This window comes from Gynuella sunshinyii YC6258 (genome assembly GCF_000940805.1).
Classification (GTDB): Bacteria; Pseudomonadota; Gammaproteobacteria; order Pseudomonadales; family Natronospirillaceae; genus Gynuella; species Gynuella sunshinyii.
This window is the reverse complement of sequence record NZ_CP007142.1, coordinates 873,035-892,260: the sequence shown is the minus strand read 5'-3', so window position 1 is coordinate 892,260 and position 19,226 is coordinate 873,035. Positions and strand designations below refer to the sequence as shown.

11 protein-coding genes and 1 riboswitch are annotated in these 19,226 nt (G+C 48.4%); of the genes, 6 read left to right on the top strand and 5 right to left on the bottom strand.

Going from position 1 to position 19,226, the window contains the following annotated elements; genetic code table 11:
- Positions 1-58 precede the first annotated feature (58 nt).
- Positions 59-331, top strand: a complete 273-nt coding sequence (locus YC6258_RS03925; RefSeq protein WP_044615889.1) for an HU family DNA-binding protein — start codon at positions 59-61, stop codon at positions 329-331.
- Positions 332-807: 476 nt separating this feature from the next.
- A complete protein-coding gene (locus YC6258_RS03920) occupies positions 808-4,596 on the top strand; it encodes a glycosyl hydrolase (protein WP_052830039.1) in 3,789 nt (1,262 codons plus the stop codon).
- A 44-nt stretch (positions 4,597-4,640) separates the two neighbouring features.
- Here the strand turns inward: YC6258_RS03920 and speA are convergent, their stop codons facing one another.
- The gene (gene speA / locus YC6258_RS03915) at positions 4,641-6,527 is read right to left on the bottom strand and encodes a biosynthetic arginine decarboxylase (protein ID WP_044615888.1); all 1,887 of its coding nucleotides are present in this window, start codon (positions 6,525-6,527) and stop codon (positions 4,641-4,643) included.
- A 209-nt stretch (positions 6,528-6,736) separates the two neighbouring features.
- On the opposite strand from speA, the gene YC6258_RS03910 reads away from it, so the two are divergent.
- Both YC6258_RS03910 and YC6258_RS03905 read left to right on the top strand, forming a co-directional pair.
- Positions 6,737-7,123 carry a RidA family protein gene (locus YC6258_RS03910; protein ID WP_245627006.1) on the top strand — a complete coding sequence of 129 codons (387 nt, stop codon included), beginning with the start codon at positions 6,737-6,739 and terminating at the stop codon, positions 7,121-7,123.
- 99 nt (positions 7,124-7,222) lie between these two features.
- On the top strand, positions 7,223-8,734 hold the full coding sequence (locus YC6258_RS03905; RefSeq protein ID WP_052830038.1) for a GGDEF domain-containing protein: 1,512 nt from the start codon (positions 7,223-7,225) through the stop codon (positions 8,732-8,734).
- 84 nt (positions 8,735-8,818) lie between these two features.
- Here the strand turns inward: YC6258_RS03905 and YC6258_RS30495 are convergent, their stop codons facing one another.
- From YC6258_RS30495 to YC6258_RS03890, 3 genes are all read right to left on the bottom strand, one after another.
- Positions 8,819-10,750 (bottom strand): DUF6055 domain-containing protein, encoded by a 1,932-nt coding sequence (locus YC6258_RS30495; protein ID WP_044615886.1) that lies wholly within the window; start codon positions 10,748-10,750, stop codon positions 8,819-8,821.
- 589 nt (positions 10,751-11,339) lie between these two features.
- Positions 11,340-12,653: a bifunctional lysine ketoglutarate reductase /saccharopine dehydrogenase family protein gene (locus YC6258_RS03895; RefSeq protein WP_044615885.1), complete on the bottom strand. Its 1,314-nt coding sequence runs from the start codon at positions 12,651-12,653 to the stop codon at positions 11,340-11,342.
- A gap of 80 nt (positions 12,654-12,733) precedes the next feature.
- The gene (locus YC6258_RS03890) at positions 12,734-15,040 is read right to left on the bottom strand and encodes a 7TM diverse intracellular signaling domain-containing protein (RefSeq protein ID WP_044615884.1); all 2,307 of its coding nucleotides are present in this window, start codon (positions 15,038-15,040) and stop codon (positions 12,734-12,736) included.
- A 78-nt stretch (positions 15,041-15,118) separates the two neighbouring features.
- A riboswitch (FMN riboswitch) is annotated at positions 15,119-15,282 on the top strand.
- Positions 15,283-15,484: 202 nt separating this feature from the next.
- On the opposite strand from YC6258_RS03890, the gene YC6258_RS03885 reads away from it, so the two are divergent.
- On the top strand, positions 15,485-16,417 hold the full coding sequence (locus YC6258_RS03885; RefSeq protein WP_044615883.1) for a DMT family transporter: 933 nt from the start codon (positions 15,485-15,487) through the stop codon (positions 16,415-16,417).
- Between the two features lie 3 nt (positions 16,418-16,420).
- On the opposite strand, the gene YC6258_RS03880 is transcribed toward YC6258_RS03885, so the two are convergent.
- A complete protein-coding gene (locus tag YC6258_RS03880; RefSeq protein ID WP_245627060.1) occupies positions 16,421-17,602 on the bottom strand; it encodes an amino acid ABC transporter substrate-binding protein in 1,182 nt (393 codons plus the stop codon).
- Between the two features lie 424 nt (positions 17,603-18,026).
- Between YC6258_RS03880 and YC6258_RS03875 the strand changes: the two genes are divergently transcribed.
- Positions 18,027-19,040: an amino acid ABC transporter substrate-binding protein gene (locus YC6258_RS03875; RefSeq protein WP_044615882.1), complete on the top strand. Its 1,014-nt coding sequence runs from the start codon at positions 18,027-18,029 to the stop codon at positions 19,038-19,040.
- The last annotated feature ends 186 nt before the right edge of the window (positions 19,041-19,226 follow it).

Here is a 19,226-nt window from a genome sequence, read left to right as displayed (position 1 = left end):
TTCAATTAACTACCCCAATTTTTGGGGCCTATAATGATAATGACACGAGGGAAAATCTATGCGTAAACCAGAATTGGCTGCTGCGATTGCTGAAAAAGCAGATATCTCCAAAGAAAAAGCTGCTGACGTACTGAATGTGATTCTTGATGAAATTACCGGTGCAGTTGGCAAAGGGGATTCTGTTACTCTGATTGGTTTTGGTACCTTTGAAAAAAGAAGTCGTGCCGCCCGGACGGGTAAAAACCCACAGACCGGCGAAAGCATTCAGATTCCAGCCAGCAATACTGTTGCGTTCAAAGCCGGTAAAGCACTGAAAGACGCTGTAAACTGAAACGTTTTATAGCGGAAAACGGGCAAATGCCCGTTTTTTTGTGCCAGCAGATTCTGCCCAGAAAACGACTCAAATAACGTGTGTCTGATAGCACCATCCCCACCACGATTTCCTGACCACAATCAAAAACATGCGTCGACAGTGCATGCATTGCCAACGGTGACTGCCCGCCAACTTTATTACCGGATTATCCTGTCTGCGATTACAAAACGGGCACTGTAACGTTGCATTCATGGGATCTGCACTGAAATCAAGTTATCCTGGCTCCATCAAAAATCAACACCATTGCACCAGCTCCTAACAGCTATATCAACATGCAACTGCCTGTAACAAACCATTACTTACTGTTTGGAAGTCTCATTATATGCGTGATCACTCCGACAATATTTCGAAACACTTTCAAAATCATTTGAGTTTTCCAGACCGGGAATATATTCGTTGCAACCAATTACATGGGATCCTGTGGACAATAACTTATGCAACACAATAAGAAAAACATCTGGGAACGATGCCAGACCACTATGCTGATCAGCAGTGTGGTTGTAGGTACTCTCTGCACACCGGTACACGCAGCCATTACCTCTGTAGGATCGGGTAGCATTAGTAATCAAGCCAACCCGGAGGGATATACATGCTCCATCGACTATGGTTACTGGATTCAAAATGCCGGTATAGTTGAACCCGGTATCGACGGCTGTAACCCTCCTTCAGGCATTATTGGTGCGCCGAAACCATTAATCCCTCAACTAAGCGGACCAGCCTCCGACCAACCAACCGCCACTCACCGGTGGTGGGGCTCAGTTTCCTTCTACGGAGAAATGCCTGTCGGCGACAGCAGCAAAGCCGGCTATATCACCCCCGATCCGATTACTGCCCGGATTACCAATCTTGGCTTCCGAATGATGGGGATACCCAATGGCTTGAAATACGATGGCAACAATGCCTGGCAGTACTCCATTCCCGACCCATTCAGTGAAGTATTTGACGGCATTGCGTTCGCCAATACCGCACACAGCAACCTCGATGCCAGTCTCTATGATTACAGTGATGGCAGTATGACTGTCGAATGGCGTGATGGCAGCACAGCGGTTATGCGGGCAACGTTTGTGTATGGCTCGCCTTATGTGTTTATCGATGTCCTCAGCGGGCAATTAAAGATTAATACCCGTGGCGGTGATGGCCCGGAACGGGGTTTGTTCTATCAGAACAGCAATAAACTGGGCATCTGGACCGAGGTCGCCAGTAACCGCAACAGCTTTTTGATAGTTGGTGAAGGTGACACTCAGTACAGCAACGTCAACGCCGCCAGCGTCACCGCCAGCAATAACAGCGGTCATTTCACGGCAGTATGGCTGCCTGTCGATGATGGCCTGCCTTCGGCAGCCATGATCAATGATTTTGCCGCCCTGGCTCTGAACCGGGTGGATGAAGTGCGTATCGACTATGACGTCGATCTGGCCGATAACAGCGTCCGTATTCAGCAACACTATCTGTTTCAGGACCAGGAAGTGACCACCATGGCCGGTCAGATGCCGCTGCAATGGAAAAATGATCAGAACACTTCCTCCTCCGGCTACAAAGCCCGCAGCTCCAGGGGTATTGTCCGCTTTAGCGCACTTTCCCAGTTCAGTTACGAACTGCCATTCATTGGTGTGTTGCCTTCTCTACCTGGCAGTGATACCGCCGGATATGATGTTGGTAAACTCAAAAGTCTGATAACTGATTTCGTCGATCGTGGGGAATCATCCTGGAATACCGCGACCGACACCTACTGGGCCGGGAAAAACTACGGCAAAGTGGCTGAACTGGCGGCACTGGCGCAGCAACACGGCATGACCAGCGAGCACGATCGGCTGATCAGCTGGCTGAAGGCGGAGCTGGAAGACTGGTTTACTGCTACTCATAACGGCCAGCCTGACGCCACGAAATACTTCGCCTACGACGACCAGTGGAATACGCTGTTGGGCTTTTCTGAAAGCTTCGGATCGCAACAGCAGCTGAATGATCACCATTTCCATTATGGTTATTTTGTCCGGGCCGCCGCAGAAATCTGCCGTACTGACAAAAGCTGGTGCGCACCGGATGCCTGGGGCAGCATGGTCGAACTGCTGATTCGTGACTATGCCGCCGGTCGTAACGATCCCATGTTCCCTTATACCCGCAACTTTGATCCGGCCAACGGCTTTTCCTGGGCTTCCGGGCACGCCAATTTCGTCCTGGGCAATAACAATGAATCCACCTCAGAAGCCGCCAACGCCTATGGGGCAATCGTGCTCTATGGTCTGATTACCGGTAACGACGAACTGACCCAACGGGGTATGTACCTGCATGCGTCCTCGGCCGCTTCCTATTGGGAATACTGGAACAATATCGACCGCTATCGCGGGCTTGGCAGCGACTACGATAACTTCCCCGCCGAATACGACAAAATGACCACCTCAATCATCTGGGGCAATGGTATGGTCTTTTCCACCTGGTTCAGTGGTGCCTATGCACATATTCTTGGTATTCAGGGATTGCCATTGAATCCACTGGTCATGCATATCGGCCAACATCCGGATTATCTCGCTGATTATGTCACCCTCGGCCTGAAGGAATCATCCAACGGCAAACCTTCCGGACTTGCCAGCGGTGAATGGTCAGACATCTGGTGGAACATCCTGGCCATGACCGATGCTGATGCCGCCGTTGCTGACTTCAACAGCCGGAATTTCGACTATACCGTGGAGTCAGGCGAATCCATGGCCCATACTTATCACTGGATCAACTCCTGGCGCCAGCTGGGACACCTGAAATCCGGTGATGGCACAGTCTCCTCTGACTATCCGGCAGCCATGGTATTTGAGAAAAACGGTCAATTGACGTACCTGGCCTATAACTACGGCGATACTCCCAAACTGGTTACATTCTCTGATGGAATGGCCATTTTGGTGGCAGCCAACAGTTTCGGTCGTAAAGTCACTGGTGACATGCCGGACTCCCAGCAAAGCGATACCGAAGCTCCTTATCCAGCAGGCACGATGACTGTGGCGCAAATTACCGCCACCAGCGCCCAGTTAAGCTGGCTGCCCGCCACCGACAATATTGGCGTGGCGGATTATCTGGTCACCGTTACTCCAGGAGACAGTCGTTATACCGTGAAAGATACTCATCTGAGCCTGACCGGTCTGACCGCCTCGACTGACTACACCGTGAGCATTATTGCCCGTGACGCCAGCGGCAATCAGTCCACCGCGACAACAACCTCTTTCACAACCGATTATTCTTCAGGTGGAGATACAGCTCCCACAACCCCAACCCAACTGACGACCACCAATATCACCAACAACGGTGCCAGCATCAGCTGGGTCGCAGCGACAGACGACTATGGCATCGATCATTATCAGGTGACGGTAAGCCAGCAGGGTTCGGTTTTGCAGACCCATGAGCTTAAGACTACAAGTCTGACACTGACCGGCCTGTCTGCCGGCGTGGAATACCTGGTATCAGTGCAGGCCTTCGATACAGCAGGCCAGAGTTCAGCCGCCGCCACTGTTCGTTTTACCACCACCAGCAATGGTCAGACTGACTGTCAGACCTTCTGCTTTGAAGAACAGGGAGACACTCTGGTCGTCACTGCCGCCGTGGATGCATCACTGGTTGATTTCCATTACAAAGTGAATGGCGGCACCCAATTGAATGTAGCCATGAGCAAAAGTGGGGGCGCCTTTGAATACAAGATCTCGGGCCTGCTCAATAATGATGTCGTGGATTACTTCTTCACGGTGATTGATGACTCTGCATATGACACAGACTGGTCTCAGTATGTCTTTGGGGCCGGTAGCGGTGCCGGTCAGGGCAACTGCCAGGATTTTTGTTTGAATGAAGAGGGCAGCTCTCTGATGGTCACCGCTGCAGTGGATGCGAGCAAAATCGATCTGCACTATATCGTCAACGGTGGCGTTCAAATGAATGTGTCCATGACCAAAGGCGATGGTGACTTCAGCTACGAAATTCCGAATCTGAGCGCCAACGACGTGGTCGATTATTTCTTTACGGTGATTAACGGCCTCGCTTACGACACTGCCTGGAGTCGCTATACCTTTCGGTCCACCACCGCAACATCCCCTATTGCCGGTGACAACGCAGATGCCAAGCAGGATGGTCCAGCTGACAATGCAGCTGAACCAGACACCGGCGCTACAGACAGTGCCGGTGGGGCTGGTTCAATAGTATTGGGCCTGATGATCCCGCTGTGGTTGCTAGGCAGAAGACGCAAATCATAATCTCTACCGCCCAGGGAAGGGCGGACATACCCGCACCAGTGCCTTCAGCTAAGGTAGGTGCGGCCTTCGAAGCTCTCCTGCACCAGGGTCAGAAAATCCTGCCGCTGCTCATCACTCAGACTGCTGCGTTTAACTTGTGCGGTAAAGTTGCGCATCATGACCTCGGGATCGAAATCCACATACTTCAGCACCGCTGCCATGGTATCGCCCTTACGTCCGTGTTTCAGTTGCAGCGCTCCCTGATCATCGAAGTAGGCATCAACAGAATCGGTATCTCCGAACAGGTTATGCATGTCACCCAGAATTTCCTGATAGGCACCAACCATAAAGAAACCCAACAGAATCTCTTCATCGGCGGAGGTTTGGGGCATCGGCAGAGTGGATTCAACCCCCTCGCCATCGACGTATAAATCGATCCGGCCATCACTGTCACAGGTGATATCCTGAATCACTGCCCGCTGGGTAATCGGGCGATTGAGATAATTGAGGGGCATAATCGGAAAAATCTGCTCCAATCCCCACACATCCGGCAAAGACTGGAACACCGAAAAATTCACGAACAGCTTGTCTGCCAGAACCTCATTCAGATGATTGAAAATCTCTGCATGGTTGCGTTTTCCCACATCCAGTCGTTTCTTCAATTCTGCCAGTAACTGACCACTCAGGTTTTCAATGTCGGCCCGTTCCTGCAGCCGCAGCTGCCCGAGGCAGAAAAGCTGCTTGGCCTGATCCTGCACCTGGGTGATCTGATGATAGATTTCGGTGAGTGAGCGCTTACGTGAATCAAGATCCAGCTGACAGCTCAGTAGCTCATCGATTAAGACATGGTCACTGTTTAACGGCATCCGGGTCAGATTGACCTTGTTTTCCTGATCCACTGTATTGGTGATCAGCACCGCATGATGAGCCGTTACCGCCCGACCCGATTCAGTGACTATATTCGGGCAAGGCAGCTCCATCTCGCGACTGGCAGCGGCAAATGCCTGCACCACGGCACGGGCATATTCCTTGAGACTGTAGTTGATCGAACACAGACTGCGTGAACGGGTACCTTCATAGTCGACACCCAAACCTCCACCGACATCCACCCACTGGATATTGGCCCCCATAGCCATCAGTTCGGTATAAAAGTGACTGCATTCCTGCAATCCCCGCTGGATATCGGCGATATTGGCGATCTGGGACCCCAGATGAAAGTGCAATAGCTGCAGGCATGACAGCTGTCCCCGGGCCTGTAACTTATTAACCAGATTGACAATTTCCTGCGCGGTGAGACCAAATTTGGACTTTTCGCCACCAGTATTCTGCCAATAGCCCTTGCCAACCGATGCAAGCCGGGAACGAAAACCAATGCGCGGGCTGATTCGCAAGCGTTCTGCCACTTTTAGCACCAGCTCCAGTTCACCGGATTTCTCAATAACAATGAAAGTCTGATGCCCCAGCTTCTCGGCAATCAGTGCCAACTCAATATAGCTTTCGTCTTTGTAACCGTTACAGATGATGGTGGCCGGCGCCAAGTGCGCTTCCGTCATGACGGCCAGCAGTTCCGGCTTGGTACCGGCTTCCAGTCCAAGACGGGCCGGTTGCAGGCTTTTTAGCTGGCCCTGAATAATCTCCTCTATCACCCGACGTTGCTGATTGACTTTTACCGGATAAACGGGGGTGTATTCACCCTGATATTCCAGCTCATGAATGGCCTCAGCAAATGCCTGGTGCAAACGCTTCACCCGATCATGCAGAATATGCGGAAAGCGGACCAGCAGTGGCAATTGCAGCCCCTGCTGTTGAGCGTGATTGACGATATCCTGCAACACCACCTGATGGTGGAGTTCATGATCCAATACTCTGACCTGTCCTTGTGCCGAAATATCAAAATAACCATCACCCCAGTGGGCAATATTATAGATTTCTGCGATACCTTCAGTGCTCATGCGCTTGTCCGATAGTGATAAACTGCGGCGAGTTTAACGTTACCCATAAGCATAGCCAAACCTGTTTGTATTCAGCCATTGGGTTATCGATGCTGAAGACCCTCATTAGTACACTCCACTGCAATGTTTAATGAAACATCACGGTTAAAGTGGCAGAATTCCGGCTTTGATCGACCCCCATTTTTCACCCAGTCAGAAGAGGAATGACCGTGAGCAACAAACAAGTGATCAGTACTGAGAACGCACCTGCCGCCATTGGAACCTATTCACAGGCAGTCAAAGCCGGTGAAACCGTTTATATGTCTGGCCAGATTCCACTGGACCCAACAACGATGGAAGTGGTTTCTGAGGATTTCCGGGCTCAGGCGACTCAGGTTTTTAAAAACCTGCAGGCAGTGGCTGAAGCTGCTGGTGGTTCTCTGACTGATCTGGTCAAACTTAATATTTTCATGACCGATCTGAGCAATTTTGCGGTTCTGAATGAAGTCATGGCCGAGTTCGTCAATCAACCTTATCCAGCCAGAGCCGCTGTGGAAGTCTCGGCTTTGCCAAAAGGCGTGCAAGTGGAAATGGATGCTGTGCTGGTCCTCAAGTAAGCCACTGACCCTGCTGTGTAGCGGCACTGGTCCAAAATCTCTGCCAATATATGCCAGACCAGCTACACTTTTTATAAATGCTTTTATTTGTATGAGTTCATGGCAGACGACTGGAAAGAGAAGTACTTTCAGCTGATTGAACAGCATGATAACGATCAAACTGTTTATCAACAGCGGCTTGAAATTCTGCGGCGGGGACTGGTTCAGGTCAGTCTGGCCGCGGATGGTCTGGACCACCAGCTTGACCATCAGTCCGATCAATTGCGTGACCTGCTTCGCGATAAAAACTGTCCGACCGAATCCATTTCGGATGCGCTGATCCGTATCGACCAGGAAATTGCCAGGGTTGACCAGCTCAAACATTCTTCCCTGCAGGGGCTCAGACAATATTCGCAACAACTGATTGAGTTACTGCCTGAGCAAACCACAACGTATTTTCCATACACAGAAGACCTCAAACTGCTGCAGCTACCTGAACTGTTGATAGAGCTGCTGAAAATTCACCCAAATCACCTCTCTTCAGACAACCATGAACTCGCCGATTTAAGCCAAGAGCCAGCATCCACTGAGCAAATGACTGGGGTTATTCTTGCTCATCTGACAGATCTGCTGAATCAACTGCCGGTGGCAGAAAAATTTGAAACGGCTGCCCAAAAGTTATCTCAGAAACTATTGATTCCCGTTAGATGGCATGAAATTGAGGATATTTTCCGCGACCTGACGGAGTTGATTCTGAGTATCGTTGGCGAGGAACAACAGTCGTTCGAAAATTACCTGATCAGTCTTTCCTCACAACTCAAGGAACTTGGTCAGCAATTACTGTCTGCCCGCGATTCGCAGGACCAGCAAAGCCATCTGGAAACCCGGCTGCATGAAAAACTGGATCAGGGTTTCAGTCATATTCAGCAACAATTACGGGAACAGCGGGAAATTGGCTCACTCAAACACTCAGTGCAACAACAACTGCAGTCGATTGAACAGGCCGTCACCGAGTTCAAAGCCGAACACCTGGTTATCGAACAGGCTTTACGCGAACAACTGGACAAGCTGTCCAGGCAAATGCGTCATATCGAGGCAAACCATGAGGCAGCGGTACGGGCACTGGAACAACAGCGCAGTCGGGCAATGACAGACTCTCTGACCGGATTGCCTAACCGTGGGGCTTGGGAAAGTCGCATCACCGAAGAATGTGACCGGGTAAAACGGTATGGCACAGAATTGACCATTCTAGTGGCAGATGTTGACCATTTTAAAAGAATCAATGACAGCTATGGCCACCTGACTGGTGACAAGGTCCTGAAAATACTGGCATCGCAGATGCGTCGGCATTTTCGCCAGAGTGATTTTATCGCCCGCTATGGTGGAGAAGAGTTTGTCATCCTGATGCCCGAAACCAGACTTGAGGACGCCTATATTGCGGCCAATAATGTCCGCGAAAAAATAGCACATTCGCACTTTCACTTTAAAGGCGAGCCTGTTCAGATCACTGTTTCTTTCGGCATCAGTACAGTGGACAAAAAAGACACTAAAAAAACCGCTTTTGAAAAAGCCGACAAAGCACTCTACATGGCAAAGCAAAAGGGTCGCAACCGGGTCGAGCCATCCTGCTGACATAAAAAAACCCGGGGTTGCCCGGGTAAATAGTGCTCGCTCTAGCATTCTTGGGCCGCTGTTTTCACGCGGCCATCATCAAAATCAAAGGTCTGTCGGCATGGCTCCGTTCAGACGAACCTGATAATTCAAACCCACCAGTTCAGGGTCGCCCGCCTGACTGCTGAAAGCATCATAGGTATACAATGCCGTGGGCGTATTGGTAACAACCAGTGTCGCTTCTTCACGATCATCGACGGTGATTGTGGCACGGCCATCCGGGCACACCTGATACCTGATCGCACCGGTGTCATAGGAACGTATTGCAACAATGGCAGTAAAAGCACTATCACTACGACCATTACCCAGATTGCTGACCTGAATGTCTACTGTGCCATTGCCGGTAATTGTCAGCGGAACGATGTTGCTACCGCCATACATGGGTTTACGTTCGTCATAAACACGATATACAGAGTTGCCGGCAGCATAGAGATTACGGTATGCCTGATCTCTAAAAGCATCGTAGTTAATTACATCAAACAGCCGTTGCTGAACCGCTGAACGGCCAATATCCATATAAGCCAAACGGGCATTGTAGTAGGCCATTACTGTCTGTGCAGTCACAGGCGATACCATCCGGTTAAGGGTATGAATCGGTGTCTCCTGACCCTGATACTGGCGAATCAGCTGTTGTACTGCGTTACTGTTCAACCCGTTCAAGCCATCAGGGTTATTACTTAGATAGGCCAGGAACGGCCAGTTGGAATATCGATTATCCGCATGGATGATAGAGAGATAAGAACGACCGATGACCGCATAAGGATCCAGAATGCTCTGGTTAGTTGAACGCCCGTAACGTCTGGCTACGGCGGCGTGCTGTGAGCTGCCCATATAGGTATCTGCCACCCATTCAGCAGTGGTTTCCCACCAGGCACCGGTGTTTCCTTTATCAACCCAATTATATTCAGACAGTGTCAGCGAGTGACCAAACTCGTGAACATATACTTCTTCAGCACCCATATAGTTGGAGTTCACCACCAGATAACTCAACCCGGCATAAGCATCAAAACCCATCACCCCACCAGCATCGAGATCCGTAACGGAATATACATTCAGCTTATAAGGCCCCTGAAATCTGGAGTTCACGGGTAATCCAGGTGACCGGAATCCACGCTCATCAACGTAGTAGTCATAAGCGCCTTCGAGGAAATCCAACGTCATCTGCAACTCTTGTCTGGAATGCTCGCCCAGGTTGCCTTTAGGACCGTAAAGGCCATTGCCTCCATAATAGATACGGAAATGATCGGAGTCGAAATACAACGCATTGCCGGTATTAATACCTTCATATTCGTATTCGCTGGTAACCGGTGGGAAACTCACACTCTCTGAAGAATCTCCATCTCCGTCAGTCGTTCCGTATACTCGCCACTCCAGCATTCCGGTCGATTCATAAGTGTTCAACATCGATACTCTGACCCGGTTGGTCACAATGCCATCCAGAGAAAGGGTGTTAAATGTGTCCTTTTCCAACGGAATATCTCCGGCAGTGATCCAGCCGTTACCGTTCCAATATTGCAGATATGCAGTGGTCGGTACCAGCACACCGCCATTATCATCAAACCAATAGACTTCGGTACTGGTTAAGCTGTAATTCTGGTTCCAATCGTATTGTACCCACTGGATTGAATTGGGATTGTTCCAGTTACCATAAGCACCATTACTCTTATCATTGGAATGGGCCGGTATACTGTTGTCATTGACAGCACTCAGTGTTTCCCAGGACGAAACATAAGATGTCGTCGCGGTAGCCTGAAGTGCAATATTTTGTGCCAACTGCTTGTTAGTCGCTTCCCCACGACCGGTATTCATTAAAACCGTTGAACCAGCGGTGCTTCTGACATTAAACGGATTATTATCATCGGCATAATTTATGTCGCCAGCCTGAACCTGGCTAACTGACAAAACCACTAACGGCACAAACGCGACACAGCCGCGTAGCGCTGAATGCAGCTTTTTCACCCACAACCGATCACTCATATTGTTCCCCTAATTATTTCTGAGAATTTCCAGCCACAGAACGATAAAACCTACCCGGCCATACACGAGACATTGCTAACAGTATCAGAATTATTTTTTAACAATACTTAACAAGCTCACATGTTTTTAATATTAACGGGCTTCTTTAAACCAAATTGTTAACTGGAACAGATTATTTGAAACACAGTTTCATACTTATGAACGAGCGATGAATAAAACCCCTACACACGGGTCACAGCCAGATACTTTTAATTACAAAAAAGTGTTAGAAAAAAAATGACCGGAAACATGCATTCAATGTCAACTCAAAAAAACAACAACAAACAGGCAAATATGAAGCTTCAATTCCTGCCTGTATAAATGTTGAGCATTTAACGCCAAAATCGGTTAAGGCATGGCAATTGTCATAATTGCCAACGAAAATAAATAGTGAGTCCGCCCTGATCCGGATTTCACCCAATCAGCCCGGATACTATGTCCGTATCGTAAGCAATATACTCGTTTGGCGATTTAGGGGTATTGAGATAGGGATAGAAGCAGTGCAGTACAGAAATGTACCGCACAGGATAACGATACTGCCCGGAAGATATCAGTCCAGATAACCTTGAAGATATTGATAATCCGGAGTCAGCGATCCATGATGGGCGATAACAGCTTTTTTGATCTCTGCCGGAAGCTGCAACGCTTCGAATGACTGGGAATAATCAGCCTGAGTCATTTCCGGCAACCACGGCATCAGTGCCTGGCCAAAAAAAGCTGAGGCTTCTACCGGCAGTTCTGTTGGCAGCTTATCGACCGCGAGTATGACAGGCCCTGCACCGGACACGCCATCACTGGTCTCGCCGGTTTCCGGGTTATAGACATAGCACGGATTCGCTGAAGAGGTCGCACGCTGGTTGCATTCAATGGAACCGCCAATATCACAGGTAATATCCGCAATCACTTTCAAACCAGAAGACTTACTATCAGCAAACAATCTTTTCAGATCCTGACAGGTTACCAGCTTCGGATAGCGTACATCCCAGTATATGCAGTTGATTAACAGTGTGATATCTGGCAAATATCCTTCAAAATCAGCCTGATATTTTTCCGGGTGCTGAAAATAATCCTGCCATTCAAACTGAGTGTCTGGATCGACCGGTTTGACAAAGTGGTCGCAATCAATAACCACCTTATAGAGTCGCTGCAGGTCAAAACTGTTACCTGCCTGCAACTGTTTGAACTCAGGCGCGGAAATATGGGTCACTGGTAACAGGTCAATAATTTCACCCGCACCACGGGCAACCGTGCCATTCCCGGTCACAGCAATAACCCAGGGTTTGCCGGTCTCCGGCAGGCCATTGTTCCGAATCCACTCTCCAGCCGCCTCCACAGCAGACTTGGCCTCCTGTAAGGAGCCATACTCCAGAGCCTGACGAATCTGACTGAAAGGGTTGGGTATGCCTTCATCCTGCAACCGGCGCCCCAGTATCCATAATGCATCAATGGCACCTGCCAGGCCGGCAAATGGGCCGAAAAACACCAGTCTGCGCCCCTGACTGTCAGCGATTTTTTCATAATCAATCAGCGTGACACGCCGATCCAGCACCGCCTGCAACAAAGGCATGTTATAAGTCTGCCCTTTAATGGTATGGGAAAAGAACACGCAGGCTTTATCGACAGGCAAATCCTCAATGGGTATTTCCTTAACCCCAAGAATCAGATTGGCATCCGTGGTATCAGTACTGACGACCGCCCCTGCAGCACGAAATTCATCATCTTTGAAAAAACGTTTATCAGATGACTCTACAATGACCTTCAGACCATTATTCTGTATCAGCGTCTGAACCTGGTCTGGGGTCAAAGGTGATCGTTGCTCAAAAATACGGGGGTTTTCAGCACGGATGGCAAAACAGTTTTTCATAGCTAATCCAAACACAGAGAGTTAATACAACTAGCAAGCCTATCGCATTGATGACACAGATTGCACCATGGCATCAAAAGTCAGTCGGCCTCGAGAACCTTTTGAATGATATCCGACAGAGTTTTCAGTTTTATCGGCTTGCTCAATAATTCATTCATACCTGCCTGGATATATTCCTGGCGAAATTCCGGTGTCGCCGTGGCGCTGATGCATATGATCGGTACCGGTTCGCGTCCATCCTGAAGCTCTTGACGGCGTATCAGCTTGGCGGTATCCACAGCATTTTTATCCGGCAGCTCATCGGCAATCAGTATCAGGTCATAGCGCTCAAGTATCAGCTGATCAAGAGCACTTTCAGCTCTCGGGGAGAGAGTGACACCATATCCAAGCTTATCCAGCATGGCCCGGAACACATCCTGATCTACCCGGCTCGGTTCCACCAGCAGAATCTTCACCATCGGTTTGACAATCGTCTCCGACACATCAACGGAATCGAAATTAACCGGAATTTCAAACCAGAAAGTGGACCCCTGAGCCAGCTCTGATTGAACACCGATCCTCCCTGACATCAATTCAATCAATTGCTTGCAGATGGCGAGTCCCAGACCAACACCGGAATCATCATTCTTGCTTCGGGTGAAAGACTCAAATAAACGTTTCTGTTCATTTCGGGAGATGCCAATGCCGGTATCCGACACTTCAAACCGCAGGTGGTTTCTCTGTATTGCACAAATTTTCAGATGCACTGAACCTGCCTCAGTGTATTTGACCGCATTCCCTAACAGGTTAATCAGAACCTGCCGCACTCTTATCGGATCAATACGGACATTTTCCGGAATATCATCGGCGATGTCATAGCTAAACTGAAGATTTTTGGCTTCTGCTCCGGGAGAAACAATTGAAACACTGCGGGAAACAAAATCAGCAAACGGTACAAACTTATATTCTAGTGAGATGTGACCGGACTCCACTTTCGCGTGCTCCAACACCTCATTCACGATATCCAATAATGCAGAGCTGGAAATCGTCAGTGTTTCCAGATATTTGCTCTGATCGGTATCCAGTCGGGTCTGTTTTAACAGCTCGATCATTCCAATAATTCCATACAACGGATTTCTGATTTCATGGCTGAGATGGGAAAAAAACTTCCTTTGTGCCATCACCCGACTCTGCTGCTCCTCATCGTCGATTCGCAATAGTTTAAGGCGCTGGACCAGTGCGACAGACAGAATAATTCCTTCATATACGATGGCGACCTTAAGCGCCAGATATGACATTGGATAGGATGATATCAAGCCAATCTTATAGGCTGTGAACAGCAGTAACGCCAGCAACAGGCCCGCTGTGGCGGCGAAATAAGCATATGCCGGACGAAAACCCTTGTTTATCGCCAGAATCGACAAAATCACTGCCAGAATTGATGCCATCACAGAAAGAGACAAAATCAAAAGTGAGGCAACAACAAAATTGACGAACAGTATGACGCCAACGGATAACAGTGTGACTCCGATGTACGCCCACAGCAGTGTATTGACTGCCGGATTGCTGGCCCGGTTGATTTGCAGAAAATGGCGACCGAACAAAATGGCAAAAATCAGAATGGCCAGGGATATGAACTGCAAAAAGTGTGGATTAAAAGCCCGATTGTCAGGCCAGATATACTGAAAGATGATCCCATCCATACCTGCGGCATATACTGTGAACAGCGCGACATACACCACATAGTAGATATAGCCAAAATCTCTGACAAAAAAGAAATTAATCAGATTATAAAAAATCAGAAATAAGGTAATGCCATAAAACAAAAAGGTAATCTGGTCTATCTTCAACAGATGCGGCCAGTAAGTCTCACCCGCCCAGATGTTAACACCGGTAGACAGGCCGGTTTCTGCTTCAACCATAATCAGTATTTCAGTGGGTTCATATATATCGAGAGGTACGATATAACCACGATGATTAACCTGGCGGCGGTAGTACGGCCGGGAACTTCCCGTTCGGGTAATGGTTTTGGGAATACCGTTCTGCATCTGATAAACATTTACGACACTAAGCAGCGGATTATCGAGAATCAGATTCCAATGCTTATAGCGTGTATAAGAAGTATCCAGTGTGATTCGTAACCAGAAGCTCGACTGCGTATAGCCGAAATTGACGATTTGCTCATCAAATGCTTTCCAGGATGATTCCCGAGCCTTGGAAATAACAGAAAATGGAGTCTCTGCTCGGGTACTGTCCTCAAGATATTCCATGTAGGGTACCAGATTATGGTGAGCCTGATTTCCCATCAGATCCAGCGCCCGGGCATTAGCAGCCATAAAGACCATCGCAATCAAGGCGAATACGACCCTACCATTCACCCTCAACAATGTCTGAAAAAACGTGCACATCCTTTGACCGGTCCTACTCATTTATCATTCGATTTATAATCCAACTTAATATATATTCCCCCGCTTGGCATAAAGCCAATCGAACTTCGGGGCGGGGCGAAATTCCCCACCGGCGGTAATCCAGACAGCAATACCCCCCTGGAAAGCCCGCGAGCGCCTGACGATACTTTTATTGCTCAGGGTCAGCAGATCTGGTGAGACTCCAGAGCCGACGGTTACAGTCCGGATGAAAGAAGATCGACCATCAGAGAAACACCTCTCAACCTTGTGTTTGCCTCTTCGGCTGCATAATGCTTAGCCAGGTTGTTCTCTCCAGTTTGTGACCACAAGTCCTGCGCAAAGCATACCTGTGGACCAATTAAACTGGAACAGGATTATATATTCCTGTGGACGTGTCTGTTCATCACCCCTGTTCATCTCTCTTTGTTTTTTTGGAGTATTAAGATGACAGGATCTTTTTTTATTATGATGGCATGCCTGACCTGGGCTCTGGATACGCTGATCCGCTATCCATTACTCGGTGAGGGATATAATACTTTACAGATTGTGATGCTGGAGCATTTGTTTCTCAGCATACTGTTTACCCCTTTGCTCTGGGTGTACCGCAAACGCTGGCTCAGTCTGTCCCCAACCCAATGGCTGAGTTTCATGGTAATTGGTGGATTTGGCTCAGCGATTGGCAACCTGGCATTTACCCAGGCTTTTCAGTTTCTGCACCCAACGGTGGTTATCCTGCTACAAAAACTGCAGCCCATCGTCGCTATAACTCTGGCTTATCTGTGGCTTAAAGAACCGATCAAAAAAGGCTTTGCATTCTGGGCAGCGATAGTCTTTGCCGGCAGTTTTATCATGATCTGGCCCGATATCAATACACTCTTTGGCTCAGTACTTCACTATAACGACCAGCTTTCGATGATACTGCTGGGCTATGCCCTGACGCTGGTTGCCGTAGTGGCATGGGGTAGTGCCACTGTATTTGGCAAGTATCTGTCCCTGCAAGGGCTAAAGCCACAGGAAATCATGACCGGACGATTTACCACCGGATTTATTGTCCTGCTGCCTATCTGGCTATTACAGGACCACTCTGCGACGGACATCAATTGGTCATTGAGCGGCAAAGTCCTTGGCATGGTACTTATCAGCGGTCTGGCGGGCATGGCTCTGTATTATCAAGGTCTCAGAAGAGTGGGAGCCAGAGTGGCGACACTGGCCGAAATGACATTTCCGGTTGCGGCGGTGATTGTTAACTGGGTATTCCTGGACAGCCCACTGAACCTGTATCAAATCGCAGGTGCGTTAATTCTGATTGCCGGCAACCTTGGTCTGCGCCTGAAAGACTCTGAACAGCAAGAAGCACTACAACCCCAAAAAGCCTGAGCATTAACGCAATGGCGGACCATACTGCAGCCCGCCATTGGTCCACAGGTTGTTGACACCCCGGCTGATTTTAATGGGTGAATTCATTCCCAGGTTACGCTCGAAAATTTCTCCATAATTACCAACCAGCTTAACAGCATGGTAGGCCCAGAGATCATCCAGCCCAAGATTCTGCCCCAGACTATCCTCCTCACCCATTAACCGGCTAATCATTGGGTTGTTGGAATGTTTAAAACCATCGATATTTTCAGAGGTAATACCAAACTCCTCAGCATTGAGAATGGCAAAAAAAGTCCAGCGGGTAATCTTATGCCATTGATTATCTCCCTCTCGAATCACTGGCCCCAGAGGTTCTTTGGAAATCACCATTGGTAATAATACCGCACTGCCAGGATTCTTCAGATTCAGGCGCATTGATGCCAGCGCTGAACGATCCGCCGACAAGGCGCTGCATCGTCCCGCCTCGAATCCACTGAGAGACTGATCGGAAGTGTCGAATATGACCGGCTGATAAATCATGTTTCGCTGTCGGAAATAAGCCACCAGATTCTGCTCTGATGTTGTGTTTCCTTTCACACAAATAGCTGCTCCATTTAAATCTTCCGGCGTATTGATAGCAGCATCCCTACGCACCAGAAATCCCTGACCGTCATAAAACGTAATGCCTACAAAATTCAGATGCTGTGGAATATCACGCGTATAGGTCCAACTGGTATTCCTGGACAAAATATCAATTTCCCCTGCCTGTAACGCATCGAAACGCTCCTTGGCATTTAATGGAATAAAAACGATACGGGTCGGATCTGCAAAAATGGCCGCAGAGAGTACCCTGCAAAAATCAACATCAAGACCACTCCAGTTGCCCTGACTGTCTGGTGCCGAAAATCCGGGAAGACTGGTACTCACACCACAACGAATATGTCCCCGCTGCCGAATGGCGGCCAGCGTGGTGCCATCGCCCTGAACGTCGACTTTGGTACGCGATGAAACCAAAGAGTTACCGCCGAATTCGGAACTGCTGTCACATGCCACGAGAAAGAGCATTGCCATAAACAACAGGCAATTGCACAAGCCATTGTTTTTTTGAATCAGCGACATACTCAGATTATTCATAACAACGATACCGATAGGATCATTCATATTGTCAACATTGAACACCATATTCACGAATGCTGCCAAGATCATCGACAATTTTTATAACCTGCCAAACAGATAGTATGATTACTCATTGTTTGATACGTTTATGCACATATTTGGAAACGCTCGCGACTTTTTTTGCACCAAAACGGACTAACAAAGATTATCCATTCCAGAGAACAGCCCTTCAGCCCTGAAGCCAATTGTTCATAACTTAACAAATACACGCTTTTTCCCTTCAAAATAACTTAAAAAAGCCCTTTTTCGGCCAATAACCGGCTTATATTTTCTAACTGGCATAACGGTTGCTAACCTCAATCAGCGAGTGTGAGTCTGTCTGAAGTGGGCACCAAAGTAGCATTACCGAAAAAAATAAGGTAATACTATGCACCAGCTCGAATCAAAGAGCAGAACCTTAGATAGGACTTACAATAATAAAACATCAACCGTTCTAACCGGTTTAGGAGCAATAATGAAATTAATCAAACTCGCCTTGGCAACTGCTATTACAGTGACAGTCGCCAGTAGCGCCGTCGCTGGTCCAGTGCTGGACAAAATCAAACAAAAAGGTTTTATTCAATGTGGCGTCAGTCAGGGTCTGCCAGGTTTTTCAAACCCAAGCGAAGACGGTACATGGAGCGGCCTTGATGTGGACTTTTGCCGTACAGTAGCCGCTGCTATTTTTGGTGATGCCAGCAAAGTCAAATATACTCCGTTATCTGCTAAAGAACGTTTCACCGCCTTACAGTCAGGTGAAATTGATGTCCTGTCACGTAATACCACCTGGACAGAAACCCGCGATACATCGCTTGGTCTGAATTTCACCGCCACTACCTATTATGATGGTCAGGGATTCATGGTTCGTAAGGACCTCGGGGTTAAGAGTGCTCTGGAACTAAATGGTGCATCTGTTTGTACCAACCAGGGAACAACCACTGAGCTGAACATGGCAGATTACTTCCGTAAAAATGGCATGACTTATGAGCCGGTTGTATTTGAAAAAGCCGACGAAGTGGTTGCTGCATATGATGCGGGCCGCTGTGACGTTTATACAACTGATAAATCCGGTCTGGCTGCACAGCGTACCAAACTTAAAAAACCTACAGATCATATGGTTTTACCAGAAACCATCTCCAAAGAACCGCTGGGTCCAGTCGTTGCTCAGGGTGATGATGAACTGTTTGATATCGTAAAATGGTCTATCTACGCCACGATTGAAGCTGAGGAAATGGGTCTGAATTCAGGCAATATTGCCAAAATACTGACCAACCCATCAGCCAATCCTGACCAGCTCCGCTTTGTCGGTAAAGAAGGTCAACTGGGCCAGAACCTGGGACTGGATGCCAAATGGGCATACAACATCATTCGCGAAGTCGGTAACTACGGCGAAATTTTTGATCGCAATATCGGGCCACTGGAACTACCCAGAGGTATCAACAACCTTTGGAGCAATGGCGGTATCATGTATTCGCCACCACTGCGCTAATCATCGAATAATTAGCTAAATAACAAAAAAGCTGTGTCGGGAACATCCCAGACACAGCAATTCTGGTTTCATTCAACAGGAATGAAATTACATTCAGTTTCAGTTCGCTTCCACGATATTCTGATGTTGTCGCCTTAGCATACATCACTCTGTCGTGTACTCAATTTATGATTTTTTGTTGATGCC